Consider the following 26,671-nt stretch of genomic DNA (forward strand, 5'->3'; position numbering starts at 1 on the left):
ACTCACCTCCTCAGTTCCACGGTTTCCGTCACGGTGAGGGTGTCCGGAGCCCCCTTACCGGGAAGGTTGCCGGGGCTCTGACCCGTCAGGGCGACCCGCACGGCCCGCACCAGGGTGCCGATGTACTTGCCGCCGCCCGGCGTGGCCGAGTAACCCTGAGCGCTGAAGGCGCTGGCGGCGTCCTCGAGGGTGGGATAAAAGACGAGGCGCGAGGACTGGGCGTTCGGGTCCTCCGGCACCCCATACCAGACCTCCAGGCCGGTGATGCCGAAGGCCACGATGCCAGCCCCCGCCGTCCCGGTGCCGTCGTAACCGGTCATCCGGTAGAGCACCTTCTGGCCAGCCTCCAAAGGGTCGTCCCGTACCACGTAGGTGGCCAACTCCACCTTGAACATATAGGCGCTGTTCGTCCACTGACCGGAGATCTTGTCCTTGTTGTGCTGCACCTTGTCCCGGTTGGGGTTTGGGGTACCGGAGCAGGGCTTGGAGTAGTCGGCTAGGAGCTGGCGCTGGGTGATGCGCAGGAGCTCTACCTGGCCCCCGTTGTACAGGAGGGCCAGATCGCCCTCCTGGAAGGTCCGGGCGTCGCAGATACCTGTTTCCGCCGAGTTAGTAAAGCTGTTGCCCGGAGGTTCGGCCACAGGGGAGGAGTCCCCGGTGAGGTTCACGATGGCCACCTGGGTGTGGTTGCTGCAGGGTCTTGTGGCGTCACAGGGGTTTTGGTGCCATACGTGCAGGTAGGCGCCCGAACGAAGGTCCTGGGTGATGTAGTGCAGGGCTGCTCTAAGGTTCTGCTGGGTCTTCAGCCTGAGGTCCTCGTGCCGCTTGTAGTTGAGGGACTGGGTGAAGGCGTTGAGGGTAAGGGTGGAAAGGATCCCGAGGATGGCCAAGGCTACCAGGAGCTCCACCAGGGTGAACCCAGCCCTACTGGTAGACGAGCGTGCTGAGAACAAAGTTAGCCTCACCTCCTCCCGTTTTCCGATAGAACGTGGTCACGGTCACGGTCCAGACTTGGGGAGAGGTGGAGAAGCTCCGGGTCTGGACGGTGAACCGGAACGGACCCCACTCTTGGTTCAGCACCGCGGGGTTGGGGTCCCCAGCGGCCACAAACGTGGGATCGCTGGCATAGTTGTAGCCGTAGGGGTAACTCCGCGCGGTGGTAAATGTGGTGAAATCTAGGCTTTTGGCCCGGAACCGGTCCAGCCAGGTTTCCGCCGCCGCGATGGCCTGGGCCCTTATGCGGTCGTCACTGTTCATCCGCAGGCTGGAGACCACCGTGGTGGTGAACGCTCCAGCCACCAGGCCCAGGACTAAAAGGGCGATCAACACCTCAACCAGGGTAAGACCGCGGGAGCGCCGCATCGCACCTCCTTTACTGCATCGCCGTCTTCACGGCTCCGGTCATGGAGAGGACCAGCCGTACGGTCTTGGTGCCGTCCGTGATCCGCACCTCCGGGGCCACCACGCCCCCGCCTACGCTGGGGAAACCTGGGCTGCTACTGAGGAGGGTACGGGGGTTGAACTCTAGCCAGGCTCCCCCTCCAACGTTGGCGAAGCGAACGCCTGTGGGAAAACTTCGCGTGAGCACCGTAGAGTAGGAGCCGGGACCCGCCCCCCTCTCCATCACGTAGCTTGCAGCGTCTAAGACGCGGATACGGCAGTTGTCCCCCCAGGAGAGGGCGTTGGTGCGGCAGGTTTGCACGTCCTGAGAGAAGGTGTTAGCGGCGTCTTCCAAGGTAAGCTGCCGCCGCAGGCCCAAAAGGTTGGCCCCCACAAGACCAAATAGAACCGCAAGGAAGCCGATGACGACCAGCAGCTCTATGACGGTAAGACCCCTTTTCTCCAACGTCTGCACCCCCTTAGGTCTAAGGGTAACCTAGGACCGCCCCCGGGACATCCCCCAAATGGGGGGGTAGAATGGCCTGGCATGTGGGCGGTGCTCCTGGTCCTTTTCCTCGCCTACCTCTTCGGTTCCGTTCCCGCCGGGGTGCTGGTGGCCCGCACCTACGGGGTGGACCTCCGCAAAGTGGGCTCGGGGAACATCGGGGCCACCAACGTCCTGCGCGCCCTCGGGTGGGGGCCGGCTTTGGTGGTGGCCTTCTTTGACGTCTTCAAGGGCGGGATCGCCGTCCTGGTGGCCCGGGCCTTTGGCCTTTCCGACTGGATGCTGGGCGGGGTGGCCTTGATGGCCGTTCTCGGGCACAACTACTCGGTCTTCCTCCGCTTCCGCGGGGGGAAGGGGGTGGCCACGAGCTTCGGCACCCTCCTCTTCCTGGACCCCGTCTTGGCCCTTTGGACCTTCCCCATCGGGGTGAGCGTGATGCTCCTCACCCGCTACGTCTCCGCGGGGAGCATGACCGGGGGGGTGGCGGCCTTCGTCCTCTCCCTGGCCTTGGGCAGGCCCCTTTGGGAGGTGGCCACGGTCTTCCTCATGGCCCTCCTCATCTTCTGGACCCACCGGGAAAACCTCAAGCGCCTCCAGGAGGGAACGGAGAGGCGTTTGGGGGAGCGGGTGGAGGTGCGCTAGACTGGAAGCGTGCGGAAGGAGGAGGTCCTGGCCTTGCTCCGGTCCCGTTGGCCCGAGCTATGCGCCCTGGGGGTAGCGGAGCTCTACCTCTTTGGCTCCTTGGCCCGGGGCGAGGCCCGGCCCGGGAGCGACGTGGACCTTCTGGTGGTTTTTGCTTCTCCCCCCGGTTTTGAGGGCTACTGGCGGGTAAAGGAGTTTTTGGAGTCCGTTCTGGGAAACCCCGTGGACCTGGTGATGAAGGGGGCTTTGAAGCCATGGGCGGCTCCTCAAGTGTTGAGGGAGGCCGTTCGTGTCGCGTAGTTATCGCCTTTTCCTGCGGGACATGTGGGAAGCCTCCGAGAAAATCTTACGGATCCTGGAGGAAGAGGATGCTTGACCTCCTGGTCATCGCCCCCCACCCCGACGACGGGGAGCTGGGCTGCGGGGGGACCCTGGCCCGGGCCAAGGCGGAGGGGCTTGCCACGGGGATTCTGGACCTCACCCGGGGGGAGATGGGCTCCAAGGGCACCCCGGAGGAGCGGGAAAAGGAGGTGGCCGAGGCAAGCCGGATCCTGGGCCTGGACTTTAGGGGAAACCTGGGGCTTCCCGACGGGGGGCTCGCCGACGTCTTGGAGCAGCGGCTAAGGCTCGCCCAGGCCCTGAGGCGGCTTCGGCCCAGGGTGGTCCTCGCCCCCCTCGAGGCCGACCGCCACCCCGACCACACCGCGGCAAGCCGTTTGGCGGTGGCCGCGGTCCACCTGGCGGGGCTTAAGAAGGCCCCCCTGGAGGGGGAGCCTTTCCGGGTGGAGAGGCTTTTCTTCTACCCGGGGAACCACCCCTTCACCCCGAGCTTTCTGGTGAAGATCTCCGCCTTCATAGACCAGTGGGAGGCCGCGGTCCTGGCCTACCGGAGCCAGTTCACGGGGGAGGCGGCGAGCGAAACGGTGGGGCCCAAGGGGGTGGAGGCCCGCAAGGCCATGCGCCGCTACTTCGGCAACTACCTGGGGGTGGACTACGCCGAGCCTTTCGTAAGCCCTCTTCCCGTGCTTTACGTGCCCTGGTCCCGGGCCTAGGCCCTTGCATAAGTTTGCGGGCACGGGGTATGCTTAAGGCCTCATGGGGGGAGAGGCCCTGACCCTGCCCAAGGACCTTCTGGACTTTTCCGGCTACGGCCCCAAGGCGCTTCAGGCCCTTCTGGACCTGGCGGAGCGGCTAAAGCGGGAGCGCTACCGGGGGGAGGACCTCAAAGGAAAGGTCCTCGCCCTCCTCTTTGAGAAGCCCTCCTTGCGCACCCGGACGACCCTCGAGGTGGCCATGGTCCACCTGGGGGGGCATGCCGTTTACCTGGACCAAAAGCAGGTGGGCATCGGGGAGAGGGAGCCCGTGAGGGACGTGGCCAAGAACCTGGAGCGCTTCGTGGAGGGGATCGCCGCCCGGGTCTTTCGCCACGAGACGGTGGAGGCCCTGGCCCGCCACGCCAAGGTCCCCGTGGTGAACGCCCTCTCCGACCGCGCCCACCCCCTTCAGGCCCTGGCGGACCTCCTCACCCTGAAGGAGGCCTTCGGGGGGCTGGAGGGCCTCGAGGTGGCCTGGGTGGGGGACGGGAACAACGTCCTGAACTCCCTTCTTGAGGTGGCTCCTTTGGTGGGCCTTCGCGTCCGGGTGGCCACGCCCAAGGGGTATGAGCCGGACCCCGCCCTCGTGCGCAAGGCGGGCGCCTTCCTCACCCACGACCCCAGGGAGGCCGCCTTGGGGGCCCACGCCCTCTACACCGACGTCTGGACCAGCATGGGGCAGGAGGCGGAAAGGGAGAAGCGCCTTCGGGACTTCCAGGGCTTCCAGGTGAACGGGGAGTTGCTCAAGCTCCTCCACCCGGAGGGCGTCTTCCTCCACTGCCTTCCCGCCCACTACGGGGAGGAGACCACGGAGGAGGCGGTCCACGGGCCCAAAAGCCGGGTCTTTGAGCAGGCGGAAAACCGCCTCCACACCGCCAAGGCCGTGCTCCTCACCCTGCTAAAGTAGGGGTATGGTCCGGCCCTACCGCTTTAGCCTGGAGGAGTTCCTGAGGCTTCCCCTCCCCGAGCGGGGGGTGGAGCTTCTAGAGGGAGAGGTCTACCAGATGGCGCCCATAGGCTCGAGGCACGCCCACATCTTAGACCTTTGGGTCCAGGTTTTCGTGAAGGCCTTTCACGGAAAGGCGGGGGTGAGGGTCCAGGGTCCCTTTGTGCTTCCTCCCGACACTTATCTGGAACCCGATCTGCTCCTTTACCGCCTTGGGGACTTCCGCCACCGCTACCCGGGGCCTGAGGACGCCCTTTTGGTTCTGGAGGTGGCCGAAAGCAGTTTGGACTACGACCTCACCAAAAAGGTCCCCCTCTACGCCAAGGCCGGGGTGCCGGAGGTCTGGGTGCAGGACCTCCTGGGGGAAAGGCTCCTCCTCTTCCGCACCCCGGAGGAAGACCACTACCGGGAGCAGATCTGGGTGAAGCCCGGGGAAAGGGTCTCTCCCTTGGCCTTTCCTGAAGCCTTCCTGGAGGCGCCGTGGTAAGGGTGGGGATCCTGGGGGCCTCGGGGTACGGGGGGGCGGAGCTTTTGCGGCTCCTCAAGGCCCACCCCGAGGTGGAGCTCGTGGGGTTTTCCAGCCGCAAGTACGAGGGAAGGCCCCTGGAGACCGCCTGGCCCCAGCTTTGGGACGGGAGGCCCTTCGCCTCCCAAGAAGAGGTCTTAGAGCGGGCGGAGGTGGTCTTCCTCGCCCTTCCCAACGGGCTTGCCATGGAGATCGCCCCCGAGGCCCTTAGGGCGGGGAAGCGGGTGGTGGACCTCTCCGGGGACTTCCGCCTGCCCCCCGAGGTCTACGAGGCCTGGTACCGCATCCCCCACAAGAGCCCTGACCTCTACCGGGAAGCGGTCTACGGCCTCCCCGAGCTCCACCGGGAGGAGCTTAAGGGGGCGAGGCTCGTGGCCAACCCGGGTTGCTACGTGACCGCCACCACCTTGGCCCTCGCGCCCTTGGCGGCGGAAGGGGTCCTGAAGGGGGCCTTTGTGGTGGGCCTAAGCGGGGTCTCGGGGGCGGGGCGGGAGGCCGAGGGCACCGCCTTCGCCGAGGTGAACGAGAACCTCAAGCCCTACAAGGCGGGGGGCACCCACCGGCACATCCCCGAGATGGAGCGGAACCTAGGGCGGGTCTTGGCCCAGGGGAAGCGGGTGCGCACCCATGGGGAAGTGAAGGCGCTTCGGCTTTCCTTCACCCCCCACCTGGTGCCCATGACCCGGGGGATCCTGGTCACCGCCGAGGCGGAGGTGGAGGGCGCTTGGAGCCAGGAGAGCCTAGAGGCGCTTTACCGGGACTTCTACGCCGGGGAGCCTTTCGTGCGCGTCCTCAAAGGGCTTCCCGAGACCAAGGGCACCCTGGGGAGCAACCGGGTGGACGTGAGGCCCCTCTACGAGGAGAGGACGGGGCGGGTCCTGGTCTTCGCCGCCCTGGACAACCTGGTGAAGGGCATGGCGGGGCAGGCGGTGCAGAACCTCAACCTGATGCTGGGCCTTTCCGAGGAGACGGCGCTTCCCAAGGAGGGGCTATGGCCGTGAGGCTTCCTAGGGGGTTTAGGGCGGGGGCCACCCGGGCGGGGATCAAGCCCTCGGGAAGGCCCGACCTCGCCCTTTTGGTCTCCGGCCTGCCCGCGGCCTGGGCCTACGCCGCCACGCAGAACCGGGCGGCGGCGCCCTCCATCCACCGGGGAAGGGCGCTTTACGCCACGGGGAAGCCCTTGAGGGCCGTGGTGGTGAACGCCGGGAACGCCAACTGCGCCACCGGGGAACGGGGCTACGAGGACGACCGGCGCATGGCCGAGCTCGCCGCCTTGCGCCTCGGGCTTTCCCCGGAGGAGGTCCTCACCGCCTCCACCGGGGTGATCGGGGTGCCCTTGCCCGTGGAAAAGATTGAGAAGGGCTTGCCCCAGATCGGCCTCACCCCCTTCGCCGAGGCCTTCGCCGAGGCCATCCTCACCACGGACACCCGCCCCAAGGTGGCCGAGGCTGAGGTGGCGGGGGCCAGGATCGTGGGCCTCGCCAAGGGAAGCGGCATGATCCACCCCAACATGGCCACCATGCTCGCCTTCCTGGTCACGGACGCCCTGGTTCCCCAGGAGACTTTGAGGGCCGGGTGGCGGCGGGTGGTGGAGCGCACCTTCAACCAGGTCACCGTGGACGGGGACACCTCCACCAACGACCTCGCCCTCCTCATGGCCAACGGGGCCTACGGGGAGGTGCCCCTGGAGGCCTTCTGGGAAGGGGTGGAGGCCGTGGCCCAGGCGCTTGCCCGCATGATTGCCCGGGACGGGGAGGGGGCCACCAAGCTCATGGTGGTGCGGGTGGTGGGGGCGGCCACGGAGGAGGAGGCGAGGCGGGCGGCGAGGGCCATTGCGGGGAGCGCCCTCTGGAAGAGTGCCCTCTACGGCAACGACCCCAACTGGGGGAGGATCCTGGCCGCCCTCGGCAACTCGGGGGCCCGGTTTGACCCCTTGCGGGTGCGCATCCACCTTCAGGGCATCCCCCTATACGCCGGCGGCGTCCTTCCCTTTGACCGGGAAGCGGCGAGCCAGGCCATGCGGGCTGAGGTGGTGGAGGTCTTGGCGGATCTGGGAGAGGGGGAAGGGGCGGCGGAGGCCTACGGGTGCGACCTGACGGAGGGGTATGTGCGCATAAACGCCTTGTACACGACTTGACTTTTTCTTGGGAAGAACGTAGCATATCTTCACGAGGGTGGAAACCCTCTATATGGAGGTGAAGGATGAAGAAAGCGGTGGTTGTAGCTTTTGCGGCTCTCCTGACGGCGGCCATGGCGCAGAAGTTTTCCGTGGAGGCTGGTGCTGGCCTCTACGGAAACCTAGGCGGGCAACTGGCTGTGGTGGCGGAGGACTTTACCCCTGGGCTTCCCTTGGGGGTGCGGCTGGGCGTGGGCTTCGCCCAGAGCGATGCGTTGGATGATGGTGAAGCGTATTCTCCTGTTACGGGGAGCCAAAAGTGGGGTGACTACAAGAAGAATTACAACCTCTCCGAGTGGGGCCAAAACATCACCCTTTCCTTGGATGTTCTCTACAAGGTAGCGGGCTTGGGTCTGCCGGTGGAGGTGGCGCCTTACGCCGGGATCCGCTACAACCTCTTCTCGGGTGGCTATACGGATCCGCAAAGTAAGATTCCGGGCATCAGGAGCCAATCTTATTCCACCAACCAGTTTGGCTTCGGCGCCGGTGTGCGCCTCGCTTATCCCCTCATGCCCAACCTGAGCCTGGTGGGGGACCTGGGGGCGGACTACTACCTGAACGCTTGCTTCAAGGATGTCGTTGAGGATGACTCCGGGAATAAGAATGAGGGCACTGTGTGCCCCGGGGACAACAACTACGATAGCCTCAACGAATGGGTTACCCAGCCCGAGTGGGTCTTCAAGCTCCGCGTGGGCGCCGCTTATCGCTTCTAAGCCTAGGGTAGCATGAAGGGGATGCGTAGGCATCCCCTTCTTCTTTTGCTTTTCCTTTCCGGTTGCGCTCGGCCCGATGGGGCCCCGCCGGAGCTCGGCCTGGTGGAGCCCTTAGGTGGAGCGGTGGCCCCCGGCAAGGCCCTGGTGGTGGAGGGCTACGCCTTTGACCCCTCCGGGGTGGTCTCCGTCCGGGTCAACGGGCGGGAGGTCCTCGAGGCCCCCTCCCGGGGCAAGCCCCTGGTGGCCTTCCGCTTCCGCCTGGAAGCCCCCTTCTCGGGCACGGCGGAGATCGTCCTCGAGGCCGAGGACGGGGTGGGCAACCGGGCGACGCGGCGGGTCGCCTTCACCCTGGACAACGATCCCCCGAGGATCCAACTGGAGCGCACCGAGCGTCTGGAAGGGGGGCTCGTCCGGGTCTACGGGCGGGTGGAGGACAACGTGGGGGTAGAGCGGGTGGTGCTTTTGGAGAAGGGGCGCTACCTGCCCCTTTCCTTGCCCAAGGGCACCTCGGTCCCCTTCGCCGTGGAGGCCTCGCCGGGAAGTGTCCTCATCGCCGTGGACGCTGCGGAAAACCGCGCCAGCCGGAGGCTCCCCTGAGTGCCCCACCGCGGCGGGGGCCCCAAAAGGGAGCTTCCCAAGCCTCCTTTCGGGCAACCCGTGTTGCGAAATCAACAGTGCAGCCACTTAGAGGCTGTCGTAAAAGAGTGGTATCCTTGAGGGGTGAGCTCTAGACGATCTTACCCCAGCGACCTCAGCGATGCGGAGTGGGCCCTCCTGGAGCCCCTCATCCCCGCCCCCAAGCCCGGCGGCCGCCCCGCCAAGGTGCCGAGGAGAGAAATCGTTAACGCCATCCTTTACGTCCTGGAGAACGGCATCAAGTGGCGGGCCATGCCCCATGATCTGCCCCACTGGTCCACCGTCTACCACTACTTCCGCAAGTGGCAGAAGGAAGGCATTTGGGAGAAGGCCGTCCAAGCCCTGGCCCGCCAGGACCGGGAACGAGAAGGGAGGCAAGCTTCGCCCAGCGCTCTGGTGATGGATAGCCAGTCCGTGAAGACCACGGAAAAAGGGGGCCCCGAGGGAACGACGGGGCCAAAAAGGTCAAGGGGAGAAAGCGCCAGATCCTGACGGACACGGGGGGCCGCTTGCTGAAGGCCTTCGTGCACCCGGCCAACGAGCACGACAAGCGGGGTGGGGAGGCCTTGCTCCTGGGGATGGACCTCTCCCTTTGGCCAAGGGTGCAGAAGCTGTTTGTGGACTGGGGGTACCGGGGCCTCAAGGGGCTGGCTTCTTCCCTGGGGCTGGAGCTTGAGGTGGTGGCCCGTCCCTACGCGGGGGTGCGAGGGGTCTGGGTGCGGGAGGGGGAAGAGGCGCCGGAGCTTCCGCGGGAGAGGGGGTTCAAGCCCTTGCCCAAGCGGTGGGTGGTGGAGCGGACCTTTGCCTGGCTGGGGCGGAATCGGCGGCTCGCCAAGGACTATGAAGCCAACCCTGGGGTGAGCGAGGCCTGGGTGTATCTGGGCATGCTACGCTTGTTGGTGAAGCGGCTGGCCAGGGCCGCATGAGGTTTGATGGCGGGCTTTTACGACAGCCTCTTAGGTGGTAAACTTGTCCCGGCGATGGGGATCGCGGGTTCCCTCGAGGACCTGGCCCGGGCCCTCCGCGGCACGCCTCCAGAGGCCCGGAACCTCTCCCGGCTAGAGGAGATCGCGAAGCTTTTGGAGCGCTTCCCCCCGGGGCGGGAGCGGGACGGCCTTCTGGCCGTGGCCTACCTCCGGCTCTACCAGGTGGTGAAAAGGCCGGAGTACCTTTTCCGCGGGTACAGCTACGCCCGCACGGCCCGGGTGGAGGAGGTCCGGGCCTGGGCGGAGCGTCTTTGGGAGGAAAGGTGAAGGAGCTGCTTGGACTTTTGGCGGTGTGGAGCATCGCCCTTTCGGGGGTGGGGGTGGTGGTGGGCGTGGCCCTCATCCGGCGGGGGCAGCGGGTCTGGCACCACCGGGTGATGCTTTCGGCCACCGCCTTGGCCGCCCTCTTTCTCGTCTTCTACCTGGCCAAGTGGGGGCTTTACGGGACTACGGCCTACGGGGGGCCGGAGGCCTGGCGGGGGGCCTACTACTTCCTCCTCCTCACCCACACCCTCCTCGCCGCCCTGAACGGCCCCTTGGCCCTCTACGTCATCTGGCGCGCCCTTCGGGGGGAGTTTGCCCTCCACAGGCGTTGGGCCCGGATCCTCGTCCCCGTCTGGCTCTACGTCGCCCTCTCGGGCTGGGTCATCTACCTGGTGCTCAAGCGCTACGGCGTGGCCCGGGAAGGGATCGCCTTTTAAGTACCCCACCGCGGCTTTCGCCGCGGTGGGGGCCCCAAAAGGACCTTCCCAAGCCTTATTTCGGGCGACCCATGTTGCGAAATCAACGTGCAGCCACTTAGCACCATCCCATGCCGGCTTAGATCAAGGGGGGCCACGGCAGAGGGGCCTTCCTCCACTCTCCGCAAAGCCGAGACGCGGACCTGAGTGCCTGCCCTTGTGGGTCTTCCCGGAGCGTCCCGGCCAGGGCTAGGGAAGGGGCTTCCTCCCCCAGGGCTCCACCACGATCCGGCCCTCGAGGGCCCGCACCACCTCGGGCCCTAGGTTTTCCTTGGCCTCCTCCGGGGCCTGGGCCAGGTGGGGGCCGATGCGCACCTGCTTGGCCCGAAGCTCCAGGGCGAAGATGAAGCGCCCCTCGTCCCCCAAGGCCCCGGCGTGGGCCAGGCCCATGAGGCGGCCCACCACGATCACGTCCCCGCCCGCCACCACCTCGGCCCCGGGGTTCACGTCCCCGAGGACGACCACGGTGCCGGGGTACTCCACCCGTTGCCCGGCCCGGAGGCCCCGGGGCACCACCAGGGTGCCCTCCACCACCCGTCCCCGCGGGGGAACGAGGGTGAGGGGCCTTCCCAGGGCGAGAAGGGCCTCCAGGGTCTCCTGGGCGACGGGCCCTGCCACCTCCACCTCCAGGGGAAGCCCCTCGGGGAGGCTTAAGCGGCGCACGTCCTCGGGCGTCTCGCCGCCGTCTAGGCGGAGGGCCAGGGCCTTGGGCGTGGCGCGGAGGCGCATGGCGCTATTTTATCCCCCAGTAGGCGGCCATCACCTTGCGGACCGCGGGCAGGGCCACCCGGCTCCCCTCCCCGCCGTTCTCAAAGAAGGCCACCACGACGAGGGGCGGGTAGGGGCTCCCGTCGGTGGGGCCGTAGCCCATGTACCAGGCGTGCTCCAGGCCGCGTCGCTTCCCCGGGGTTTCGGCGGTGCCCGTCTTGCCCCCCGTGGGCACGGGGAACTCCCCCAGGACGAAGCGGGCGGTCCCCTCGCTGACCGTCTTGCGCAGGCCCTCCTGGAGGACCTTCCAGTACCGGCCGGGAACCCTTTCCCACCGGGGTTGGACGGGAGCGCCCCCGATGGCCTTCACCAGGTGGAGGGCGGGCTTGTTTCCCCCGGTGGCGAGGGTGGCGAGCATGCGGGCGATCTGGGCGGGGGTGGCGAGGACGGCCCCCTGGCCGATGGCCACGGAGAGGGTCTCCCCGGGGTACCAGGGCTCGCCCAGGGCCTCCCGCTTCCAGGCCCGGGTGGGGAGGAGGCCCGTCTTCTCCGCCACCTCGAGCCCCGTGGCCTCTCCCAGGCCCAAAAGCCGGGCCCGCTTCGCCAGGCGGTCCACGAGGCCCAGGGGGTCCTGGGCCACCGCCTGGTAGTACCAGGTGTTGCAGCTCCAGGCGATGGCCTCCCGGACCGTCATGGGGCCCATGTCCCGGCTCGCCCAGTTGCGCCGCACCTGGCCGCCGAAGACGATGTAGGGGCTACAGCGGTAGGTGGTCGCCGGGGTCACGTACCCCTCCTCCAGGAGGGCGTAGCTCGTGGCCAGCTTGAAGGTGGACCCCGGGGTGTAGGGCTGGACCGCCCGGTTGAGGAGGGGGAGGTTCTTGTCCTCGAGGAGCGCTTTCGCCTCCTCCGGGACGGGGCGCTTGGCGAAGAGGTTGGGGTCAAAGGAGGGGGCGCTGGCCATGGCCAAAACCTCCCCCGTGGTGGGGTCCAAGGCCACGATGGCCCCCTTCACCTGCTTTTCCTCGGGCAGGCCGTTCAGCCTTCTCCCGGCGTTGATGTCGACGAGGGCTTCCTCCAGGGCCTTTTCTGCGGCTCGCTGGAGGGCGAGGTCCAGGGTGAGGACCACGTCCTGCCCCGGGGTGGGCTCCTCCAGGACGGTCTCCCGAAGCCTCTCCCCCCGGACGTTCACCTCCACCGCCCTCACCCCCCGCTTGCCCCGGAGGTAGGGCTCCAGGGCGGCCTCGAGGCCCGCCTGCCCCACCTCCTCCTCGGGGCTGTACCCCTGCTTGACCTGGGCGGCGTTCGCCCGGAGGACGTACCCCATGACGGGGCCGGAGATGGGGTTCGGGTAGTAGCGCTCAATCCTCTCCCGGAGGTAGAGGTTCTTCTGCCCGGCGGTGAGCTCCTCCAGGGTGGGCCTTAGGGTCTCGGGGACGCTGGCTTTCAGGACCGTGGGCTCCGTGACCTGGGGGAGGTCTTCTAGGCCCAGGAGGGGGAGGAGCCTCTCCTTGAAGGCCACCTCCCCCCCGGTGTAGACGAGGTCCACCACCAGCCGGTCCTGAGCCAGGACCCGCCCCTTCCGGTCCAGGATCTTGCCACGCGGGGCGGGGATGTCCTCGGTCTTCAGGTAGTTTCCCTGGCTTCGCAGGGCGTAGCGCTCGTACTCCAGGACCTGGAGCTGCCACGCCCGAAGCCCGAGGAGGAAGAGGGCCAGGGCGAAGAACAAGGCCAGGGCGTGGATCCTCCCGCTCATGCCTTCGGTTCCTGGTCAAGTAGAGCGCACATTAGCGCACTCCGGCCCCCCACCAGGATGGGGACCTAGGCCCCCCTTCCACCCCTCCCACGATCCCCGGTGAAGGAAGACCTTCAGCGGGGAGAGGTCGCGGGGCACCGCTTTCCCGAGAAGGGGAAGGAAAGTGCCTACCCTCAGGACCCGCCAGGGATTGGCGCCAAAGGGGTTCCTTCCCTCGGTTGACCCCTCTTGGCTCCCCGGTGAGCCCTGAAGGCTTGAAAGCAAGGCCAGGTGGCGCTTCGCCCTCCCGATCTCCCGGGAAAGCCTGCGCCTGAGGTAGGGGTTGCGTTCTCGCGCTTTCTTGGCTCGCAGTTCCCGGACTCTGGAGGCGTAGAAGCCCTGGACGTGGTCCCTGAAGCTTTGGTCTTGGAGAAGCTTCCCGTAGCCTTTGGGGAGCTTCTCCTTGAACCCTAAGGCTCTCCTTCCGATCACGTACGCGGCGGCCGCGTCCTTGGACAGGGAAAGCTGCGGGGCGTACTTGAGCATCCCGATGGTGGAGGTGTCCTGGATGGTGGAGGTGTCCTGGGGGTTGACTTCCACGACTTGGACACCCTTCCTCCTCGCCAACGCGTGGACCTTCCGGAGGAGGGAGGCGTAGGCGAAGCGGTGGGCCTTCCTCCTGAAAGTCCTCCCCGAGCCGTCCCCTCTCCTCCCCTTGGGGAGGTGCTTCAGGCGCTCGGTGGCGATGGCTACCCCGTGTTCCAGAGCCAGAGAAACTACCTGGTGCGCCACCTTCCAGAGGATAAGCTCCTTGGCCCCCCTGTCCTTCGCGCGGTCCACCTCCTCCAGGGAGAGGGTAAGGTGGCGCCTCAGGTTCCCGTCAGGGGAGACGAGGGCCAAGGCGAGGTGGTAGGGGTCGGCGTTGATGTCTATGCCCAGGACCCCGTTCTCCTTCGTGGCCACGAGGGGAGCGGGCTCCTCCTCCCAGGTGAAGGTGGCGTAGACCTTACCTTCCCGCAAGGAGAGCGCCACGTTGTAGTGGAGGGAGGCGTACGCCCTCTGGAGGAGGGCGTGGACTCCGGTGAAGGCTTTCGCCCTCTTCTGCGAGATGCGCCCGCGCGCGGCTTTAGGCTTGGCCTTCACCTGGGGCCTCCTGTGGAGGAGTATACCGGTTCGGGACTTTTCGTATGTCGCGGGGGCTCGCTGGGGTGAGGTGGCGGGTAGTGAGAGCACGTGAGCGCTGGGGTAAAGTGGTGTGCGCTATTTCCCAACTGTTTGCACCTCCCGCGCCTTGGGCCTAAGGGGCCAGAAGAAGGCCAGGGAGAGGAGGCCCTCCCCGAGGGGAAGCCAAGGGAGGAGGGCGGGCAGGTCCAGGCGGAGCCAGTAGGCCACGAGGAAGTAGCCGAACCACTTTCCGAGGAAGGCCAGGGCGAAGGCGGCGAGGGCTCCGGCGGGGCTTCTCAGGTCTAGATAGCGGGCCGCCCCGTAGTAGGCGTAGGCGGCGAGGAGGAGGCCCACGGCGTGCAGGCCGAGGAGGCCGAAGCCCAAAAGGTCTTGGAGGAGCCCCACGAGGAAGGCCAGGGCGAGGCCGAGGAGGGGAGGCCTCGAGGCGGCAAGCCAGAGGGCGTAGACCAGGAAGAGGTCCGGGGCGGGCCCGCCCTCGGGGAGGAGGACCTGGAGGAGGCCCGAAAGGAAGAGGAGGAGGACCAGGTAGACCAAGGCCACGGCGCCACCTCTAGAGGGGCCTCAGGACCACCACCTCCTCCAGGAGGGAGAGGTCCACCAGGGGCCTGGCCCAGGCCCGCACCTTGAGCCCGCCCTGGGCCCGTTCCACCCGTTCCACCCGGCCCACGGGGATCCCGTCCGGGAAGAGCCCCAAGGTGGCCCCGGTGAGGAGAAGGTCCCCCGGCGCCACCGCCACCGTGGGGGGAAACTCGGCCACGAGAAGCCCCGGGGGGGCGCCCCGGGCCACGCCCCGGCCCGGCCTTTCCCCCACCCGGACCCCCACCCGGCTTTCCGGGTCCAAGAGGGTGCGCACCAGGGCGCGGTGCGCCTCCACCTCCACCACCAGGCCCACGAGGCCCTGGGGGGCGGTCACGGGCATCCCGGGGCGGAGGCCGTCCTGGCTTCCCAGGCCGAGGACCAGCCTGCGGTAGAGGCCGGAGGCGTCCTCGGCCACCACGGGGGCCACGGCCACCACCCCGGGGGCCTGGCCCGCCTTCACCTCCAGGGCCCGGGCGAGCCGGGCCACCTCCAGCCGGAGCCGGGCGTTTTCCGTGGTGAGGCGGGCCACCTCCTCCTTGAGCCTTTGGTTCTCCGCCAGGAGGTCCTGCCGCTCGGAGAGGGCGCTCCAGGCGGCCCGGAGGTTTTGGCCCAGGCGGTGGCCGAAGTGGAGGGGAAACGCGGTGAGGGGGGAGAAGGAGAGGGCGAAGCCCGGGGCCAGGGGGCGGGTGAGGGCGGCGAGGGCGAGGCCCAGGGCGAGGAGGAGGGCGAAGAGGAAGCGGGGGAGGAGGTGCTCCCTCACGGCCTGAACCCCCGTTCCCAGAGGAGGGCGAAGACCCGGGAGACGGGGAGGCCCACCACGGTGTAGAAGTCCCCCTCCACCCGCTCCAGGAGGGCCATGCCGAGCCCCTGGGCCCCGTAGCCCCCCGCCTTGTCCAGGCCCTCGCCGCTTCCCACGTACCAGGCGATCTCCTCCTCGGAAAGGGGCCGGAAGAAGACCTTGGCCGTGTGCACCTCCTCCACCACCTCCTTGGGGGTGCGGAGGTAAAAGGCGGTGTGCACCAGGTGGGGCCTGCCCGAGAGGCGCCTTAGGAAGAGGCGGTTTTCCTCCGGGTCCTTGGGCTTGCCCAGGACCTCCCCGTCCAGGTCCACCACGGTGTCCGCGGCCAGGACCCATTCCCCCTGCACGGCCTCCCCCTTGCGCCGGGCCAGGGCCTGGGCCAGGGCCTTGGGGGGGAGGGGGAGGTCCTCTTCCTCCACCCCGGGGACCGCGACCCGGATGGGGTAGCCGAGGGCCTCGAGGAGGGCTTTCCGCCTGGGGCTTCCCGAGGCCAGGATCAGAGGGGGCTTCCCGCTTCCCAAAGCCTTAGCACCTCCTTCCGGTAGCGCTCCGCCAGGCTTGGGCTTTTGAGCACGAGGAGGTTCTCGTTGTTCACCCCGTAGGCCCGGGCGGAGAAGTTGTAGCTCCCGGTGACCACGTAGGTGCCGTCCAGGACCATGATCTTGTGGTGCATGGTGTAGGGGTTGGCGTCCTGGCGGACCTCGAGGCCCCCCTCGAGGAGGCCCTCCTCCCGGCTCGCCTCCAGGTTCCGGGTCTCCAGGAGGACCTTGACCTCGGCGCCCCGGCGGCGGGCCCGAAGGAGGGCCTCGAGGACCTCCCGGTCCGTGAGGACGAAGGCCGCCACCAAGACCTCCCTTTGGGCCTCGGAAAGCCGCTTCAGGAGGGCTTCCCGGGCGAGCCTCCCGCCCCTTGGGCTGAAGTAGGCCACGCCCTCCACCCCCTCCAGGGCGAAGGCCACGGGCTCCCCCAGGCCTTCCTTCTCCCCCCTGAAGAGGGCCTCAAACTCCCGGGCGTACCCCTGGGCCAGGGTGGGGGAGGGGAGGAGGAGGCTGTTCTCGTTGTTCCGGGCGAAGGCGTTCCAGGTCATGTTGGTGCTCCCCGTCCAGACGGCCTTCCCGTCCACCACCAGGAACTTGTGGTGCATGAAGCCTTCCCGCTCGTCGTAGCAGACGGGGATGCCGGCCACCTCCTCGCAGTCTATGGAGGTGGGGCGCACCCTTTCCCGGAGGGCCGCCCGGGGTACCCTCGGGGGCTCTTGGGTCTGGCCCAGGCTTGCCGCCACCAGATAGCGGCGGAAGTCCTCCCGGTAGTCGCTTTCCCCATAGAGCCGCACCCTCACCCCCCGCGCCTTGGCCCGGAGGAGGCCCTGGGCGATCTCCAGGTCGCGGAACTCGTAGAAGGCCCCTTCCAGGCTTTCCCGGGCCCCGTCCATGAGGGCGAGGAGGCGGGCCTTGGCCCTTGGCCCTTCCTCCGGCATGAAGTAGACCTCGGCCGCTCCCGCCTCGGCGGGCGGGGCGGGGCCCGGCCGGAGCTCCTGGAAGAGCCAGACCAGGAGGAGGACCAGGAGGAGGAGGTAGCCGGGAAGCCCGGCGATCTCCTTCCTTCGGCGCTTAGTACCCATGCCCCTCCTCGCCCCGCACCAGGGCCACCCCGCTGGAGGTGCCAAGGCGGCTCGCCCCGGCCCTCAGCATCCTCAAGGCGGTCTCCCGGTCCCGGATGCCCCCTGCCGCCTTCACCCGGGCCCGGCCCTGGGCCACCCGGACCAAAAGGGCCACGTCCTCGAGGCTCGCCCCCCGGGGGCCGAAGCCCGTGGAGGTCTTGAGGAAGTCCGCCCCGCCCCGGATGGCCGCCTCCGCCAGGCCCGCCACCTCCTCCGGGGAGAAGTACCCCGTTTCCAGGATCACCTTGAGCACCGCCTTGGGGACGGCCTCCCGCACGGCCCGCACCTCGGCCTCCAGGTAGTCCAGGTCCCCCGCCTTGGCCCGGCCCAGGTGGAGGACCATGTCCACCTCGTCCGCCCCCCGGGCGAAGGCGAGGGCGGCCTCCTGGGCCTTCACCTCCTTCTCTTGGTAGCCCAGGGGGAAGCCCACCACCGTCACCAGGCGAAAGGGCGCATAGGGGTAGCGGGCCCTCACCCAGGCCACGTAGGAAGGGGGGACGCAGAGGCCATAGAAGCCGTACTCCAAGGCCTCCTCCGCCGCCTTCGCCACCTCCTCCGGGGTGGCGGTGGGCTTGAGGAGGGTGTGGTCAATGTGGGCGGCCAGGTCCATACCCCGCCATCATACGGGACCCACGTGATAGGATGGAAAGAGGCCCCGCTTGGGGCTTTTTTTGAGGTCCAGCGATGCTTGCCGTAGGAATCGTAGGTCTACCCAACGTGGGCAAGTCCACCCTCTTCAACGCCCTCACCCGGGCCCAGGCCCTCGCCGCCAACTACCCCTTCGCCACCATAGACAAGAACGTGGGGGTGGTGCCCCTGGAGGACGAGAGGCTTTACGCCCTCCAGAGGACCTTCGCCAAGGGGGAGAGGGTTCCGCCCGTGGTGCCCACCCACGTGGAGTTCGTGGACATCGCCGGGCTCGTCAGGGGGGCCCACAAGGGCGAGGGGCTCGGCAACCAGTTCCTGGCCCACATCCGCGAGGTGGCGGCCATCGCCCACGTCCTCCGTTGCTTCCCCGACCCCGACGTGGTCCACGTCATGGGCCGGGTGGACCCCTTGGAGGACGCCGAGGTGGTGGAGACGGAGCTCCTCCTCGCCGACCTCGCCACCCTGGAAAGGCGGCTTGAGCGCCTAAGAAAGGAGGCCAGGGCCGACCGGGAGAAGCTTCCCCTCTTGGAGGCGGCGGAAGGCCTCCACGCCCACCTCCAGGAAGGCAGGCCCGCACGCACCTTCCCCCCTTCCGAGGCCCTCGGCCGTTTCCTCAAGGAGACCCCCCTCCTCACCGCCAAGCCCGTGATCTACGTGGCCAACGTGGCCGAGGAGGACCTGCCCGACGGCCGGGGAAACCCCCACGTGGAGGCGGTGCGGCGGAAGGCGGAGGAAGAGGGGGCCGAGGTGGTGGTGGTCTCCGCCAGGCTCGAGGCCGAGCTCGCCGAGCTTCCCCAGGAGGAGGCCAAGGAGCTCCTTTCGGCCTACGGCCTCCGGGAAAGCGGCCTCCAGCGCCTCGCCCGGGCGGGCTACCGCGCCCTAGGCCTCCTCACCTTCTTCACCGCCGGGGAGAAGGAGGTGCGGGCCTGGACCGTGCGCCGGGGCACCAAGGCCCCCAAGGCCGCCGGGGAGATCCACTCCGACATGGAGCGGGGCTTCATCCGGGCCGAGGTCATCCCCTGGGACAGGCTGGTGGAGGCCGGGGGGTGGGCGAGGGCCAAGGAGCGGGGCTGGGTGCGCCTCGAGGGCAAGGACTACGAGGTCCAGGACGGGGATGTGATCTACGTCCTGTTCAGCGCCTAGCCTTCCTTTGCGCTTTCCCCATGAAGCGGGTCCCCATCGTGGCCGGCCCCCCTGCGGGGGGCGGTTTGACCCGGGCCCAGCCATGGGCTAAAATCCCTTCTGGGCCTTTGGCCCTTCGCTGGGGCGTCGTCTAACGGCAGGACAGCGGACTTTGGATCCGCCGGTGGTGGTTCGAGTCCACCCGCCCCAGCCACGTTTTTTTCACAAGGTTTTCGCGGGTTCCCCATAAAATGTGCCCGTGGCCGCCTCCTTTGACGGCCTCCTCCTGGTGAGCCCCCACGAGCCCCTTTGGGTCTACGCGGAGCTTGCCCTGGAGCCCAAGGGGCTTCCCGTCCGCTACTTCGCCTCGGCCAAGGAGGCCCTCTTCTGGTTGCGCGACCACACCCCGAAGGCCATCCTCCTGGACACCGATTTGGACGTGGACCCCTTCGCCGCCGCAAGCCGCATCCGCCACGTGAGGAGGCTCAAGGAGGTGCCCATCGCCGTCCTCATCCCCCCTTCGGAAAGGCTCCGCACCACGGCGGAGGTCGTCCGGGTCCAGGCCATGGAGAAGCCCCTGACCCGTGAGAAGCTCTACCGCTTTTTGGGCCTGGCGTAAGGGTTTGGGTAAACTGGTGGCCGTGCGGCTTGTGCGGCTACTCCTCTGGGGCCTTTTGGGGGCGGTTTTGGGCGGGGCGGTGGCCTTGGGCTACTTGGCCTACGCCTACACCCGGGACCTGCCCGACCTCTCCGCCTTTGAGAGGCTCCGGCTCACCGCCACCACCACCCTCTACGCCCGGGACGGCTCCACCCTCGCCCTCCTCGCCAGCGTGGAGGACGGGCGGGCCATCAACCGGAGCCTGGTCCGCCTCTCCGGGGTCTCGCCCGCAGCCCTTGCCGCCATCGTCTTCTCCGAGGACCGGCGCTTCTACAGCCACTACGGCGTGGATCCCGTGCGCCTTCTCGGGGCCCTGTACGCGGTGCTCACCGGGGACCTCCAGGGGGGGAGCACCATCACCACCCAGGTCATCAAGAACACCCTTCTCAAGGAGCTCGCCCAGGCCCGCACCCTGGAGCGCAAGGTGAAGGAGTGGGTCCTGGCCCTGGAACTGGAGCGGCGCTACACCAAGGCGGAGATCCTGGAGATGTACCTCAACGTGGTCCCCTGGGGGGGGAACGCCGTGGGCATCCGCGCCGCCGCCGAGGCCTACTTCGGCAAGGACCCCGCGGCCTTGACCCTCGCCGAGGGGCTCTACCTGGCGAGCCTCATCCCCGCGCCCAACGCCCGCTACCAGGACCTCGAGGGGGTGCGCCGCCGCATGCGCCGGGTCCTGGACGAGATGGTCCGGGAGGGCTGGATCACGGAGGCCCTGGCGGAGCAGGCTTGGAAGGAGCCGCTTAAGCCCCGGGGCTGGGAGGTGCGCTACGACGAGGAGGGCAACCTTCTGGAGGCCCGCCTGGTGGACCCGGAGGCCCGCATCCTCCGCTCCGTGGATTACCGCCTCGCCCCCCACTTTGTCCTCGAGGTCCGGCGCTTCCTGGAGGAGCGCTTCGGCAAGGAGAAGGTCTACGGGGAGGGGGGGCTTAGGGTCTACACCACCCTGGACCCCAGGATGCAGGAGGCCGCGGAGAAGGCGGCCCGGGCGGCCCGGCTTCCCGAGGGGGCGGACCTCGCCCTCGTGGGCCTGGACCCGGAGACGGGGGAGGTCTTGGCCATGGTGGGCGGGGTGCGCCGGGAGAACGACGAGTACAACCGGGCGACCCGGGCCTTGAGAAACCCGGGGAGCGCGGTCAAGCCCTTCGTCTACGCCACCGCCTTGGAGGCGGGCTGGACCCAGGCCACCTTGGTGCCCGACCGGCCCATGGAGTTCAAGGACCCGAGCCAGCCCGGGGGCGTCTGGCGGCCCAAGAACTTTTCCGGTACCTTCCTGAACCGGGAGATCACGGTGCGCTACGCCCTGGACCTCTCCCTCAACCTCCCCGCCGTCTACACCGCCCAGGCGGTGGGCCTGGACCGGGTGGCGGCGAAGCTCGCCCAGGCGGGGTTCGCGGTGCGCTACGCCGTCCCCGCCATCGCCATCGGGGGGGCCTCCATCACCCCTTTGGACCTGGCCGCGGCCTACGCCGCCTTCGTCAACGGCGGCTACCGGGTGGCCCCCCTCCTGGTCCTGCGGGTGGAGGACCAGGCGGGCCGGGTCCTGTACCAGGCCGCCCCCCGCAGGACCCGGCTCTTCAGCCCGGAGGTGGCCTACCAGGGCTGGGACCTCCTCAAGGGGTACGTCTACGACCTGGGGGAGAAGGGCCTCGCCAAGGGGGCCAGGATCCCGGGACGGGTGGTGGGGGGCAAGACGGGCACCACCAACGAGGCCCGGGACCTCTGGTTCGCCGGGGTGACCCGGGGGCTTTCCGCCGTGGTTTGGGTGGGGCGGGACGACAACCGGCCCCTCAGGATGGGGGGGAGGGAGCCCAGCAGCTCCGTGGTCAACCCCCCCATCTGGCGGGACTTCGTGGCCGAGGCCCTCAAGGGGCGCCCCGGGGGCGACTTCCCTCCCCCTTCGGGGCTTGTGCCCGTGCGGGTGGACCTGGAGACCGGCCTGCCGAGCGAAAAGGGAGTGGTGGTCTACGTGCCCGAGGGCAAGGTGCCCTCGAGGGGGCCTCGGGAGGAAGGCTCCACCTTGCCCCTCCCCCTCCTCACGCCCCCGGGGGGCGGGCTTTAGGAGGTCTTGCGTGGAGCGGGTGAGGATCGTCCTGGTGGAGCCCCAGGAGCCGATGAACCTGGGGGCGGTGGCCCGGGCCATGCGGAACTTCGGGCTTTCCCGCCTTTACGTGGTCAACCCCCCGCCCCGGGTGGGCCCGCCCTGGGCCAAGGAGGCCTACTGGCTCGCCGTCCACGCCGAGGAGGTGCTGGAGAAGGCCCAGGTGGCGGGAAGCCTCCTGGAGGCCCTCCGGGGGGCGCAGCTCGTGGTGGCCACCACGGGCCGTCCCCGGGAGGTCTATCCGGCCCCCGTCGCCCCGGCCTGGGAGGTGGCGGACCGGGTGGCGGCCTTCCCGGGGGAGGTGGCCTTGGTCTTCGGGCGGGAGACCTTCGGCCTCACCAACGAGGAGCTGGAGCTCGCCCACCTCATCGGCTACATCCCCACGGCCCCGGAGCAGCCCTCCTTGAACCTCGCCCAGGCGGTGGTGGTCTTCGCCTACGAGCTCTTTAAGCGCCAGGGAAAGGGGGTGGGCCTTAAGGAGGGGGGCGAGCCCGCCCCGGTGGAGGCCCTCGAGGCCTTCTTCCAGGACCTGGGGCGGTACATCCTGGAGATCGGCTTCACCGACGAGCGCCGCTTTCCCTACGCCATGCGCCGCCTCCGGCGGATCTTCCACAAGGCCGGCCTCACCCTGGGGGAGGTCCAGATGCTCCGGGGCCTCCTCCACCAGAGCCGCTTCGCCCAGAGGAGAAAGGATGTTGACGGAGCATAGCCTCTACCGCCTCGTCCGCCTGGCCCAAAGGCTTTTGCCCCCCCTCATCGCCCTGGTGGTCCTGGCCTTTGAGCTCGCCCTTTCCCCCTTTGACCACACCAGCGCCCTCTTCTGGCTCCGCCTGGGCTTCTACGGCCTCGTGGGGCCCCTGGTCACCTACGCGGTCCTGGAGTGGATCGCCCAGGAGGTCCTGGAGAAGGCCCGGGCCGAGCGGGCCCTGGAGGAGGCGAACCGGAGGCTCCTCGCCTCGGAGCGGGTCTTCCGCGAGGCCTTGGCGAGCGAGAACCTGGAGGAGGCGGTGCTGCGCATCGCCCGGGGCCTGGAGGAGACCCTGGGCTACCCCGTGGTCCTCGAGGCCGAGGGGGTGCGCTCGGGGGAGGGGTGCGGGGGCCGGCGGGTGGCCCTGCCCGGGCTTAAGGGGTACCTGGAGGCCTGCGGGGACGGGACGGACCAGGTCTTCCTGGAGGTTCTGGCCCACGAGGTGGCGGGGGCGCTCCAGGCGGTGGTGGCCCGGAGCCGCGACCTCCTCACCCTCTTTGAGGTGGACCAGGCCCTGAAGGCCGAGGCCAACCTGGACCGGCTTCTGGAGGGGCTTTTGGACCGGATCCGCGCCTGGGCGGGGGCCGAGGGGGGTGGGGTCCTCCTTTTGGACGAGGAGGGCTTCCTTCTGGCCCGGGTGGTCCAGGGGCTTACCCTTCCCCCCCACCCCTTCCTCCCCGAGGGGGCCTGGAAGGCGGCGCTCCAGGGCCCGGTCTTTGTGGAAAAGGGGGTCCTGGCCCTCCCCTTGAAGGCGCGGGAGCCCGTGGGGGTGCTCGTCCTCAAGGGCGAGGACCTCTCCCGGCGCATCCCCTTCCTCTCCTTCCTCGCCTCCCAGGTGGCCCTGGCGGTGCGGAACGCCCAGGCCTACCTGAAGGCGGAGGAGCTCGCCATCAACGAGGAGCGCACCCGCATCGCCCGGGAGATCCACGACGGCCTCGCCCAAAGCCTCGCCTTCATGGCCCTGAAGCTGGACCTGGTGGAGCGGCTTTGGGAGAAGGACAAAGGGGCGGCCCTTGGGGCCCTCGCCGAGGTGCGGGAGACCCTTAGGGCCCAGATCCGCGAGGTGCGCCGGAGCATCTTCGCCCTAAGGCCCATTGACCTGGAGCGCTACGGCTTTTTGGAGTCCTTGCGCCGCTACGCCCAGGCCTTCGCCGAGCAGGCGGGCTTTAGGGTCCAGCTTTCCCTTCCCGATCGGGTGGGCCTCTCCCAGGCGAGCGAGCTCGTCCTCTTCCGCGTCCTGCAGGAGGCCCTCACCAACGCCGCCAAGCACGCCAGGCCCACCCGGGTGGAGGTGGTGTTGGAGCCTTTGGGGGAGCGGGGGGCGAGGCTTGTCGTGCGGGACAACGGCCGGGGCTTCGCCGTCCCCGAGGCCCAGGGCCTGGGCGGGTTCGGCCTCACCCAGATGCGCGAAAGGGTGGAGGCCCGGGGCGGGCGGTTCTGGGTGGTCTCGGCGCCGGGGCGGGGGACGGAGGTGGGGGCGGAGGTGCCTTACTGAGTACCCCACCGGGGCTTTCGCCGCGGTGGGGGCCTTGGAAGGGTCTCCCCACCGCGAAAGGTATCATGGGGGCATGGACCGGCCCGTGCGCGTCCTCTTCGTCTGCCTGGGAAACATCTGCCGTAGCCCCATGGCCGAGGGCATCTTCCGCAAGCTCCTGAAGGAGCGGGGCCTCGAGGGCCGCTTTGAGGTGGACTCGGCGGGCACCGGGGCCTGGCACGTGGGCGAGCCCATGGACCCCCGGGCGAGGCGGGTGTTGGAGGAGGAGGGGGCCTACTTCCCCCACGTGGCCCGGAGGCTCACCCGGGAGGACGTCCTGGCCTACGACCACATCCTGGTGATGGACCGGGAGAACCTGGAGGAGGTCCTGAGGCGCTTCCCCGAGGCCCGGGGCAAGGTGCGCCTGGTGCTGGAGGCGCTCGGCGGGGGTGAGGTCCAGGACCCCTACTACGGGGATCTGCAGGACTTCCGGGAGGTCTACTGGACCCTGGAGGCGGCCTTGAAGGCCTTCTTGGACCGGCATGGATCCCCTAGCCCTGCTTCGGAAGGCCGGGCTTGAAGCGGAGGGCCCGGCCTTTCCCCTCCACGGGGGGGACATCTCCCGGGTGTGGCGGGTGGGGCCCTTCGTGGTGAAAACGGCCCAAAACCCCCCGCCGGGCCTTTTCCGGGCCGAGGCCCGGGGGCTTCAGGCCCTGGCCGAGCGGGGGGTGCGGGTGCCCCGGGTCCACTGGGTGGGGGAGGAGGGCCTGGTCTTGGCCTACCTGGAGCCGGGGCCCGAGGACTGGGAGGGCCTGGCCCGGGACCTCGCCGCCCTCCACCGGAGGCGGGAGGCGGCCTACCGCGCCGAGCCCGGCTTCCTCGGCACCTTCCCCCTTCCTGGGCGGGAGGGCGGGGAGTGGACCGCCTTCTTCTACGAGCGGTGCGTCCTCCCCCTCCTCGAGGCCACCTGGGACCGGCTGGAGGGCCTCGGCCCCAAGGTGGAGGCCCTGTACCAAAGGCCCCTTCCCGCCGAGGGCCCTGCGCCCCTCCACGGGGACCTCTGGCACGGGAACGTCCACTTCGCCCGGGAGGGGCCGGTCCTCCTGGACCCCTCCTTCTTCGTGGGGGAGCGGGGGGTGGATCTGGCCATGATGCGGCTTTTCGGGGGGTTTCCCCGGAGGTTCTGGGAGGTCTACGGGGAGCTTTACCCCGTCCCCGAGGAGGTGGAAAGGGCCCTTCCCCGCTACCAGGTCTACTACCTCTTGGCCCACGTCCACTTCTTCGGCCGGGGCTACTTGGGGGCGCTGTGGAGGGCGATTTCCGCCTCTTAGGCCCCATAGACCTCCTCCAGCTCCTCGCCCAAGGGGGAAAGACGGGGGCGTTCCGGGTGGAGGGCGGGGAGGTCTACCTGGAGCGGGGCCGCCCCGTGCACGCCGCCTATGGAGGAATGGAGGGGGCGGAGGCCCTCCTCGCCGTCCTCGCCCTCAGGGAGGGGCGCTTCCGCTTCTTCCCGGGGGAGGCCGCGCCCAGGCGTACCCTGGAGGGCCCGCTGGAGGCCTACCTCCTGGAGGCGGTCCGGCGCCTGGGAGAGGGGGTGGAGGTGGGGCCTTTTGACCTGGTGCGGCCCACGGCGGCGGGCCTCGAGGCCCAGGCCACCCTCGAGCCCGAGGCCTTCGCCCTGCTCCAGGCGGCCTCCGGGGGGAAGAGCCCCTTGGACCTCGCGGCGGCCACGGGGCTTCCCCTGGGCCGGGTGCTCAAGGGGCTTGGGCAGCTCGCCCGCCTGCGGCTCGTGGAGGTTTCCCCCCGGGTGCCCCGCACCGCCAGGCTCCGGGTGGCCTTAGGGGGGAAGGGGGCCCAGGTGGACGCCCTCCTCCTTAAAGCCTGGCAGGAGCACTTCGGCCGGGTCTTCCGGGTCCGTGTCCGGGCCGGGGAGCGGGAGGTCCTCCTCTTCGTGGAGGGCGCCGAAGGCCTCGGGGTGGTGCTCAGCCTCTCCCCGGAGCTCCTCCTCTTCCACGGCCTGAAGGCGGGGGAGGAGGTCCTGGTCTGGCCCGAGGTATAGTGGCCCCATGCGCGAAGCCCGGGTGGCTTTGGAGTCCGCGGTCCTGACCCACGGCCTGCCGTACCCCTTGAACCTGGAGGTGGCCCTGGCCCTGGAGGAGGCGGTGCGGGAGGAGGGGGCCATCCCCAAGACCATCGCCCTGGTGCGGGGGGAGGTGCGGGTGGGCCTTTCGCGCGAGGAGATGGAGGCCTTGGCGGCGGGCGGGGCGGAGAAGGCGAGCCTTTGGAACCTCCCGGCCCTCCTCGCCCAGGGAAAGAGCGCCGGGACCACGGTGGCGGCCACGGTCCACCTGGCCCACCTCCACGGCATCCCCGTCTTCGCCACCGGGGGGATCGGGGGGGTCCACCCCGAGCCCTACGACGAGAGCGCCGACCTTTGGGCCTTGGCCCGGACCCCTATTCTGGTGGTCTCTAGCGGCCCCAAGGCCATCCTGGACCTCAGGGCCACCCTGGAGCGCCTGGAGACTTTGGGGGTGAGCGTGGTGGGCTACCGGACGGACCGCCTCCCCGCCTTCTTCTCCCCGGACTCCCCCTTCCCCGTCCCCGCCCGGGTGGACACCCCTATGGAGGCGGCCCGGGTCTACCTCCGGGCCCGGTCCTTGGGCCTCGGGGGGGTGCTCCTGGTGAACCCCGTTTCCCAGGGCCTCCCTTACGAGCAGGTGGCCCTTTGGGTGGAGGAGGCGGGCCGGATGGCCGCCCGGGAGGGGGTCTTCGGGAAGGCCCTCACCCCCTACCTCCTGAGGAAGCTCTCGGAGCTCTCCTCGGGGGAGACGGACCGGGTCAACCGGAGGCTCCTCCTGGAGAACGCCCGCCTCGCGGCCCGGGTGGCCCTGGCCCTGGCGGGGCTAGAATAGGCGT

The 26,671-nt window shown here is 69.0% G+C and carries 31 protein-coding genes, 1 tRNA gene and 1 pseudogene; 22 read left to right on the plus strand and 11 right to left on the minus strand.

The window, feature by feature from the left end:
- Window positions 1–2 precede the first annotated feature (2 nt).
- From TthTMY_RS03830 to TthTMY_RS03840, 3 genes are read right to left on the minus strand one after another with little or no spacing between them, the layout of a single operon-like run.
- A complete protein-coding gene (locus tag TthTMY_RS03830; RefSeq protein WP_229365144.1) occupies window positions 3–908 on the minus strand; it encodes a PilW family protein in 906 nt (301 codons plus the stop codon).
- 16 nt (window positions 909–924) lie between these two features.
- Window positions 925–1,329: a prepilin-type cleavage/methylation domain-containing protein gene (locus tag TthTMY_RS03835; protein ID WP_229365145.1), complete on the minus strand. Its 405-nt coding sequence runs from the start codon at window positions 1,327–1,329 to the stop codon at window positions 925–927.
- 43 nt (window positions 1,330–1,372) lie between these two features.
- Window positions 1,373–1,855 (minus strand): pilus assembly FimT family protein, encoded by a 483-nt coding sequence (locus tag TthTMY_RS03840; protein WP_223903431.1) that lies wholly within the window; start codon window positions 1,853–1,855, stop codon window positions 1,373–1,375.
- A gap of 72 nt (window positions 1,856–1,927) precedes the next feature.
- On the opposite strand from TthTMY_RS03840, the gene plsY reads away from it, so the two are divergent.
- From plsY to TthTMY_RS03900, 12 genes are all read left to right on the plus strand, one after another.
- Window positions 1,928–2,527 (plus strand): glycerol-3-phosphate 1-O-acyltransferase PlsY, encoded by a 600-nt coding sequence (gene plsY, locus TthTMY_RS03845; protein WP_096412643.1) that lies wholly within the window; start codon window positions 1,928–1,930, stop codon window positions 2,525–2,527.
- A gap of 9 nt (window positions 2,528–2,536) precedes the next feature.
- Window positions 2,537–2,827, plus strand: coding sequence for a nucleotidyltransferase family protein (locus TthTMY_RS03850; RefSeq protein WP_096412647.1), 291 nt, complete (start codon window positions 2,537–2,539; stop codon window positions 2,825–2,827).
- Window positions 2,828–2,895: 68 nt separating this feature from the next.
- Window positions 2,896–3,579, plus strand: a complete 684-nt coding sequence (bshB1, locus tag TthTMY_RS03855) for a bacillithiol biosynthesis deacetylase BshB1 (RefSeq protein WP_096412649.1) — start codon at window positions 2,896–2,898, stop codon at window positions 3,577–3,579.
- Between the two features lie 43 nt (window positions 3,580–3,622).
- Entirely contained in the window at window positions 3,623–4,528 is a 906-nt protein-coding gene (argF, locus tag TthTMY_RS03860) for an ornithine carbamoyltransferase (protein ID WP_096412653.1), read from the plus strand.
- A 4-nt stretch (window positions 4,529–4,532) separates the two neighbouring features.
- On the plus strand, window positions 4,533–5,054 hold the full coding sequence (locus tag TthTMY_RS03865) for a Uma2 family endonuclease (protein ID WP_096412656.1): 522 nt from the start codon (window positions 4,533–4,535) through the stop codon (window positions 5,052–5,054).
- Between the two features lie 2 nt (window positions 5,055–5,056).
- Entirely contained in the window at window positions 5,057–6,094 is a 1,038-nt protein-coding gene (gene argC / locus TthTMY_RS03870; protein ID WP_096413168.1) for an N-acetyl-gamma-glutamyl-phosphate reductase, read from the plus strand.
- Window positions 6,085–7,230, plus strand: a complete 1,146-nt coding sequence (argJ, locus tag TthTMY_RS03875; protein ID WP_096412660.1) for a bifunctional glutamate N-acetyltransferase/amino-acid acetyltransferase ArgJ — start codon at window positions 6,085–6,087, stop codon at window positions 7,228–7,230. The genes argC and argJ overlap by 10 nt, the downstream gene beginning before the upstream one ends.
- A gap of 65 nt (window positions 7,231–7,295) precedes the next feature.
- Complete coding sequence (locus TthTMY_RS03880; protein WP_096412662.1) at window positions 7,296–7,982, plus strand: hypothetical protein; 687 nt, start codon at window positions 7,296–7,298, stop codon at window positions 7,980–7,982.
- Window positions 7,983–8,003: 21 nt separating this feature from the next.
- Window positions 8,004–8,579 carry a hypothetical protein gene (locus TthTMY_RS03885; RefSeq protein WP_096412665.1) on the plus strand — a complete coding sequence of 192 codons (576 nt, stop codon included), beginning with the start codon at window positions 8,004–8,006 and terminating at the stop codon, window positions 8,577–8,579.
- A gap of 123 nt (window positions 8,580–8,702) precedes the next feature.
- Window positions 8,703–9,544, plus strand: a protein-coding gene (locus TthTMY_RS03890) for an IS5 family transposase (protein ID WP_324615478.1) whose coding sequence is annotated in 2 segments (ribosomal slippage) — window positions 8,703–9,066 and window positions 9,066–9,544 — 843 coding nt in all. Because the reading frame shifts where the segments join, the coding sequence is not laid out codon by codon here.
- A 54-nt stretch (window positions 9,545–9,598) separates the two neighbouring features.
- Window positions 9,599–9,871: a hypothetical protein gene (locus TthTMY_RS03895; RefSeq protein WP_096412668.1), complete on the plus strand. Its 273-nt coding sequence runs from the start codon at window positions 9,599–9,601 to the stop codon at window positions 9,869–9,871.
- The gene (locus TthTMY_RS03900; RefSeq protein WP_096412672.1) at window positions 9,868–10,305 is read left to right on the plus strand and encodes a DUF420 domain-containing protein; all 438 of its coding nucleotides are present in this window, start codon (window positions 9,868–9,870) and stop codon (window positions 10,303–10,305) included. The genes TthTMY_RS03895 and TthTMY_RS03900 overlap by 4 nt, the downstream gene beginning before the upstream one ends.
- A gap of 228 nt (window positions 10,306–10,533) precedes the next feature.
- Here the strand turns inward: TthTMY_RS03900 and minC are convergent, their stop codons facing one another.
- The 8 genes and pseudogenes from minC to deoC form a co-directional block, all read right to left on the minus strand.
- Window positions 10,534–11,073: a septum site-determining protein MinC gene (gene minC / locus TthTMY_RS03905; protein ID WP_096412676.1), complete on the minus strand. Its 540-nt coding sequence runs from the start codon at window positions 11,071–11,073 to the stop codon at window positions 10,534–10,536.
- A 4-nt stretch (window positions 11,074–11,077) separates the two neighbouring features.
- Window positions 11,078–12,805, minus strand: a complete 1,728-nt coding sequence (locus TthTMY_RS03910) for a penicillin-binding transpeptidase domain-containing protein (protein ID WP_223903432.1) — start codon at window positions 12,803–12,805, stop codon at window positions 11,078–11,080.
- 15 nt (window positions 12,806–12,820) lie between these two features.
- Window positions 12,821–13,855: pseudogene (locus tag TthTMY_RS11810) on the minus strand (IS200/IS605 family accessory protein TnpB-related protein); the annotation flags it as partial.
- 189 nt (window positions 13,856–14,044) lie between these two features.
- Window positions 14,045–14,509: a rod shape-determining protein MreD gene (gene mreD, locus TthTMY_RS03920; RefSeq protein ID WP_096412678.1), complete on the minus strand. Its 465-nt coding sequence runs from the start codon at window positions 14,507–14,509 to the stop codon at window positions 14,045–14,047.
- Window positions 14,510–14,519: 10 nt separating this feature from the next.
- Window positions 14,520–15,308, minus strand: coding sequence for a rod shape-determining protein MreC (mreC, locus tag TthTMY_RS03925; RefSeq protein ID WP_096412681.1), 789 nt, complete (start codon window positions 15,306–15,308; stop codon window positions 14,520–14,522).
- Complete coding sequence (locus TthTMY_RS03930; protein WP_008631240.1) at window positions 15,305–15,868, minus strand: Maf family protein; 564 nt, start codon at window positions 15,866–15,868, stop codon at window positions 15,305–15,307. The genes mreC and TthTMY_RS03930 overlap by 4 nt, the downstream gene beginning before the upstream one ends.
- Complete coding sequence (locus tag TthTMY_RS03935) at window positions 15,844–16,968, minus strand: phospholipase D-like domain-containing protein (protein ID WP_096412685.1); 1,125 nt, start codon at window positions 16,966–16,968, stop codon at window positions 15,844–15,846. Before TthTMY_RS03935 ends, TthTMY_RS03930 begins: the two co-directional genes overlap by 25 nt.
- On the minus strand, window positions 16,958–17,617 hold the full coding sequence (gene deoC / locus TthTMY_RS03940; RefSeq protein WP_096412689.1) for a deoxyribose-phosphate aldolase: 660 nt from the start codon (window positions 17,615–17,617) through the stop codon (window positions 16,958–16,960). The genes TthTMY_RS03935 and deoC overlap by 11 nt, the downstream gene beginning before the upstream one ends.
- 74 nt (window positions 17,618–17,691) lie before the next feature.
- Between deoC and ychF the strand changes: the two genes are divergently transcribed.
- The 10 genes from ychF to TthTMY_RS03990 all read left to right on the plus strand — a co-directional run bounded on the left by ychF (window position 17,692) and on the right by TthTMY_RS03990 (window position 26,667).
- A complete protein-coding gene (ychF, locus tag TthTMY_RS03945; RefSeq protein ID WP_096412692.1) occupies window positions 17,692–18,798 on the plus strand; it encodes a redox-regulated ATPase YchF in 1,107 nt (368 codons plus the stop codon).
- Window positions 18,799–18,917: 119 nt separating this feature from the next.
- Window positions 18,918–18,991, plus strand: a tRNA-Gln gene (locus tag TthTMY_RS03950).
- Window positions 18,992–19,036: 45 nt separating this feature from the next.
- On the plus strand, window positions 19,037–19,396 hold the full coding sequence (locus TthTMY_RS03955; protein ID WP_096413171.1) for a response regulator: 360 nt from the start codon (window positions 19,037–19,039) through the stop codon (window positions 19,394–19,396).
- Between the two features lie 16 nt (window positions 19,397–19,412).
- Window positions 19,413–21,494, plus strand: coding sequence for a transglycosylase domain-containing protein (locus TthTMY_RS03960; RefSeq protein ID WP_096412694.1), 2,082 nt, complete (start codon window positions 19,413–19,415; stop codon window positions 21,492–21,494).
- A 10-nt stretch (window positions 21,495–21,504) separates the two neighbouring features.
- A complete protein-coding gene (locus TthTMY_RS03965; protein ID WP_096412697.1) occupies window positions 21,505–22,242 on the plus strand; it encodes an RNA methyltransferase in 738 nt (245 codons plus the stop codon).
- Entirely contained in the window at window positions 22,229–23,776 is a 1,548-nt protein-coding gene (locus TthTMY_RS03970; RefSeq protein ID WP_223903530.1) for a sensor histidine kinase, read from the plus strand. Before TthTMY_RS03965 ends, TthTMY_RS03970 begins: the two co-directional genes overlap by 14 nt.
- Before the next feature lie 73 nt (window positions 23,777–23,849).
- Window positions 23,850–24,335 carry a low molecular weight protein-tyrosine-phosphatase gene (locus TthTMY_RS03975; protein WP_223903433.1) on the plus strand — a complete coding sequence of 162 codons (486 nt, stop codon included), beginning with the start codon at window positions 23,850–23,852 and terminating at the stop codon, window positions 24,333–24,335.
- On the plus strand, window positions 24,298–25,086 hold the full coding sequence (locus TthTMY_RS03980; protein WP_223903434.1) for a fructosamine kinase family protein: 789 nt from the start codon (window positions 24,298–24,300) through the stop codon (window positions 25,084–25,086). The genes TthTMY_RS03975 and TthTMY_RS03980 overlap by 38 nt, the downstream gene beginning before the upstream one ends.
- Window positions 25,062–25,814, plus strand: a complete 753-nt coding sequence (locus TthTMY_RS03985) for a DUF4388 domain-containing protein (RefSeq protein ID WP_096412701.1) — start codon at window positions 25,062–25,064, stop codon at window positions 25,812–25,814. The genes TthTMY_RS03980 and TthTMY_RS03985 overlap by 25 nt, the downstream gene beginning before the upstream one ends.
- A 7-nt stretch (window positions 25,815–25,821) precedes the next feature.
- Window positions 25,822–26,667 carry a pseudouridine-5'-phosphate glycosidase gene (locus TthTMY_RS03990; RefSeq protein WP_096412703.1) on the plus strand — a complete coding sequence of 282 codons (846 nt, stop codon included), beginning with the start codon at window positions 25,822–25,824 and terminating at the stop codon, window positions 26,665–26,667.
- Window positions 26,668–26,671 lie beyond the last annotated feature (4 nt).

This window comes from Thermus thermophilus (assembly GCF_019974155.1).
GTDB classification, from domain to species: domain Bacteria; phylum Deinococcota; class Deinococci; order Deinococcales; family Thermaceae; genus Thermus; species Thermus thermophilus_C.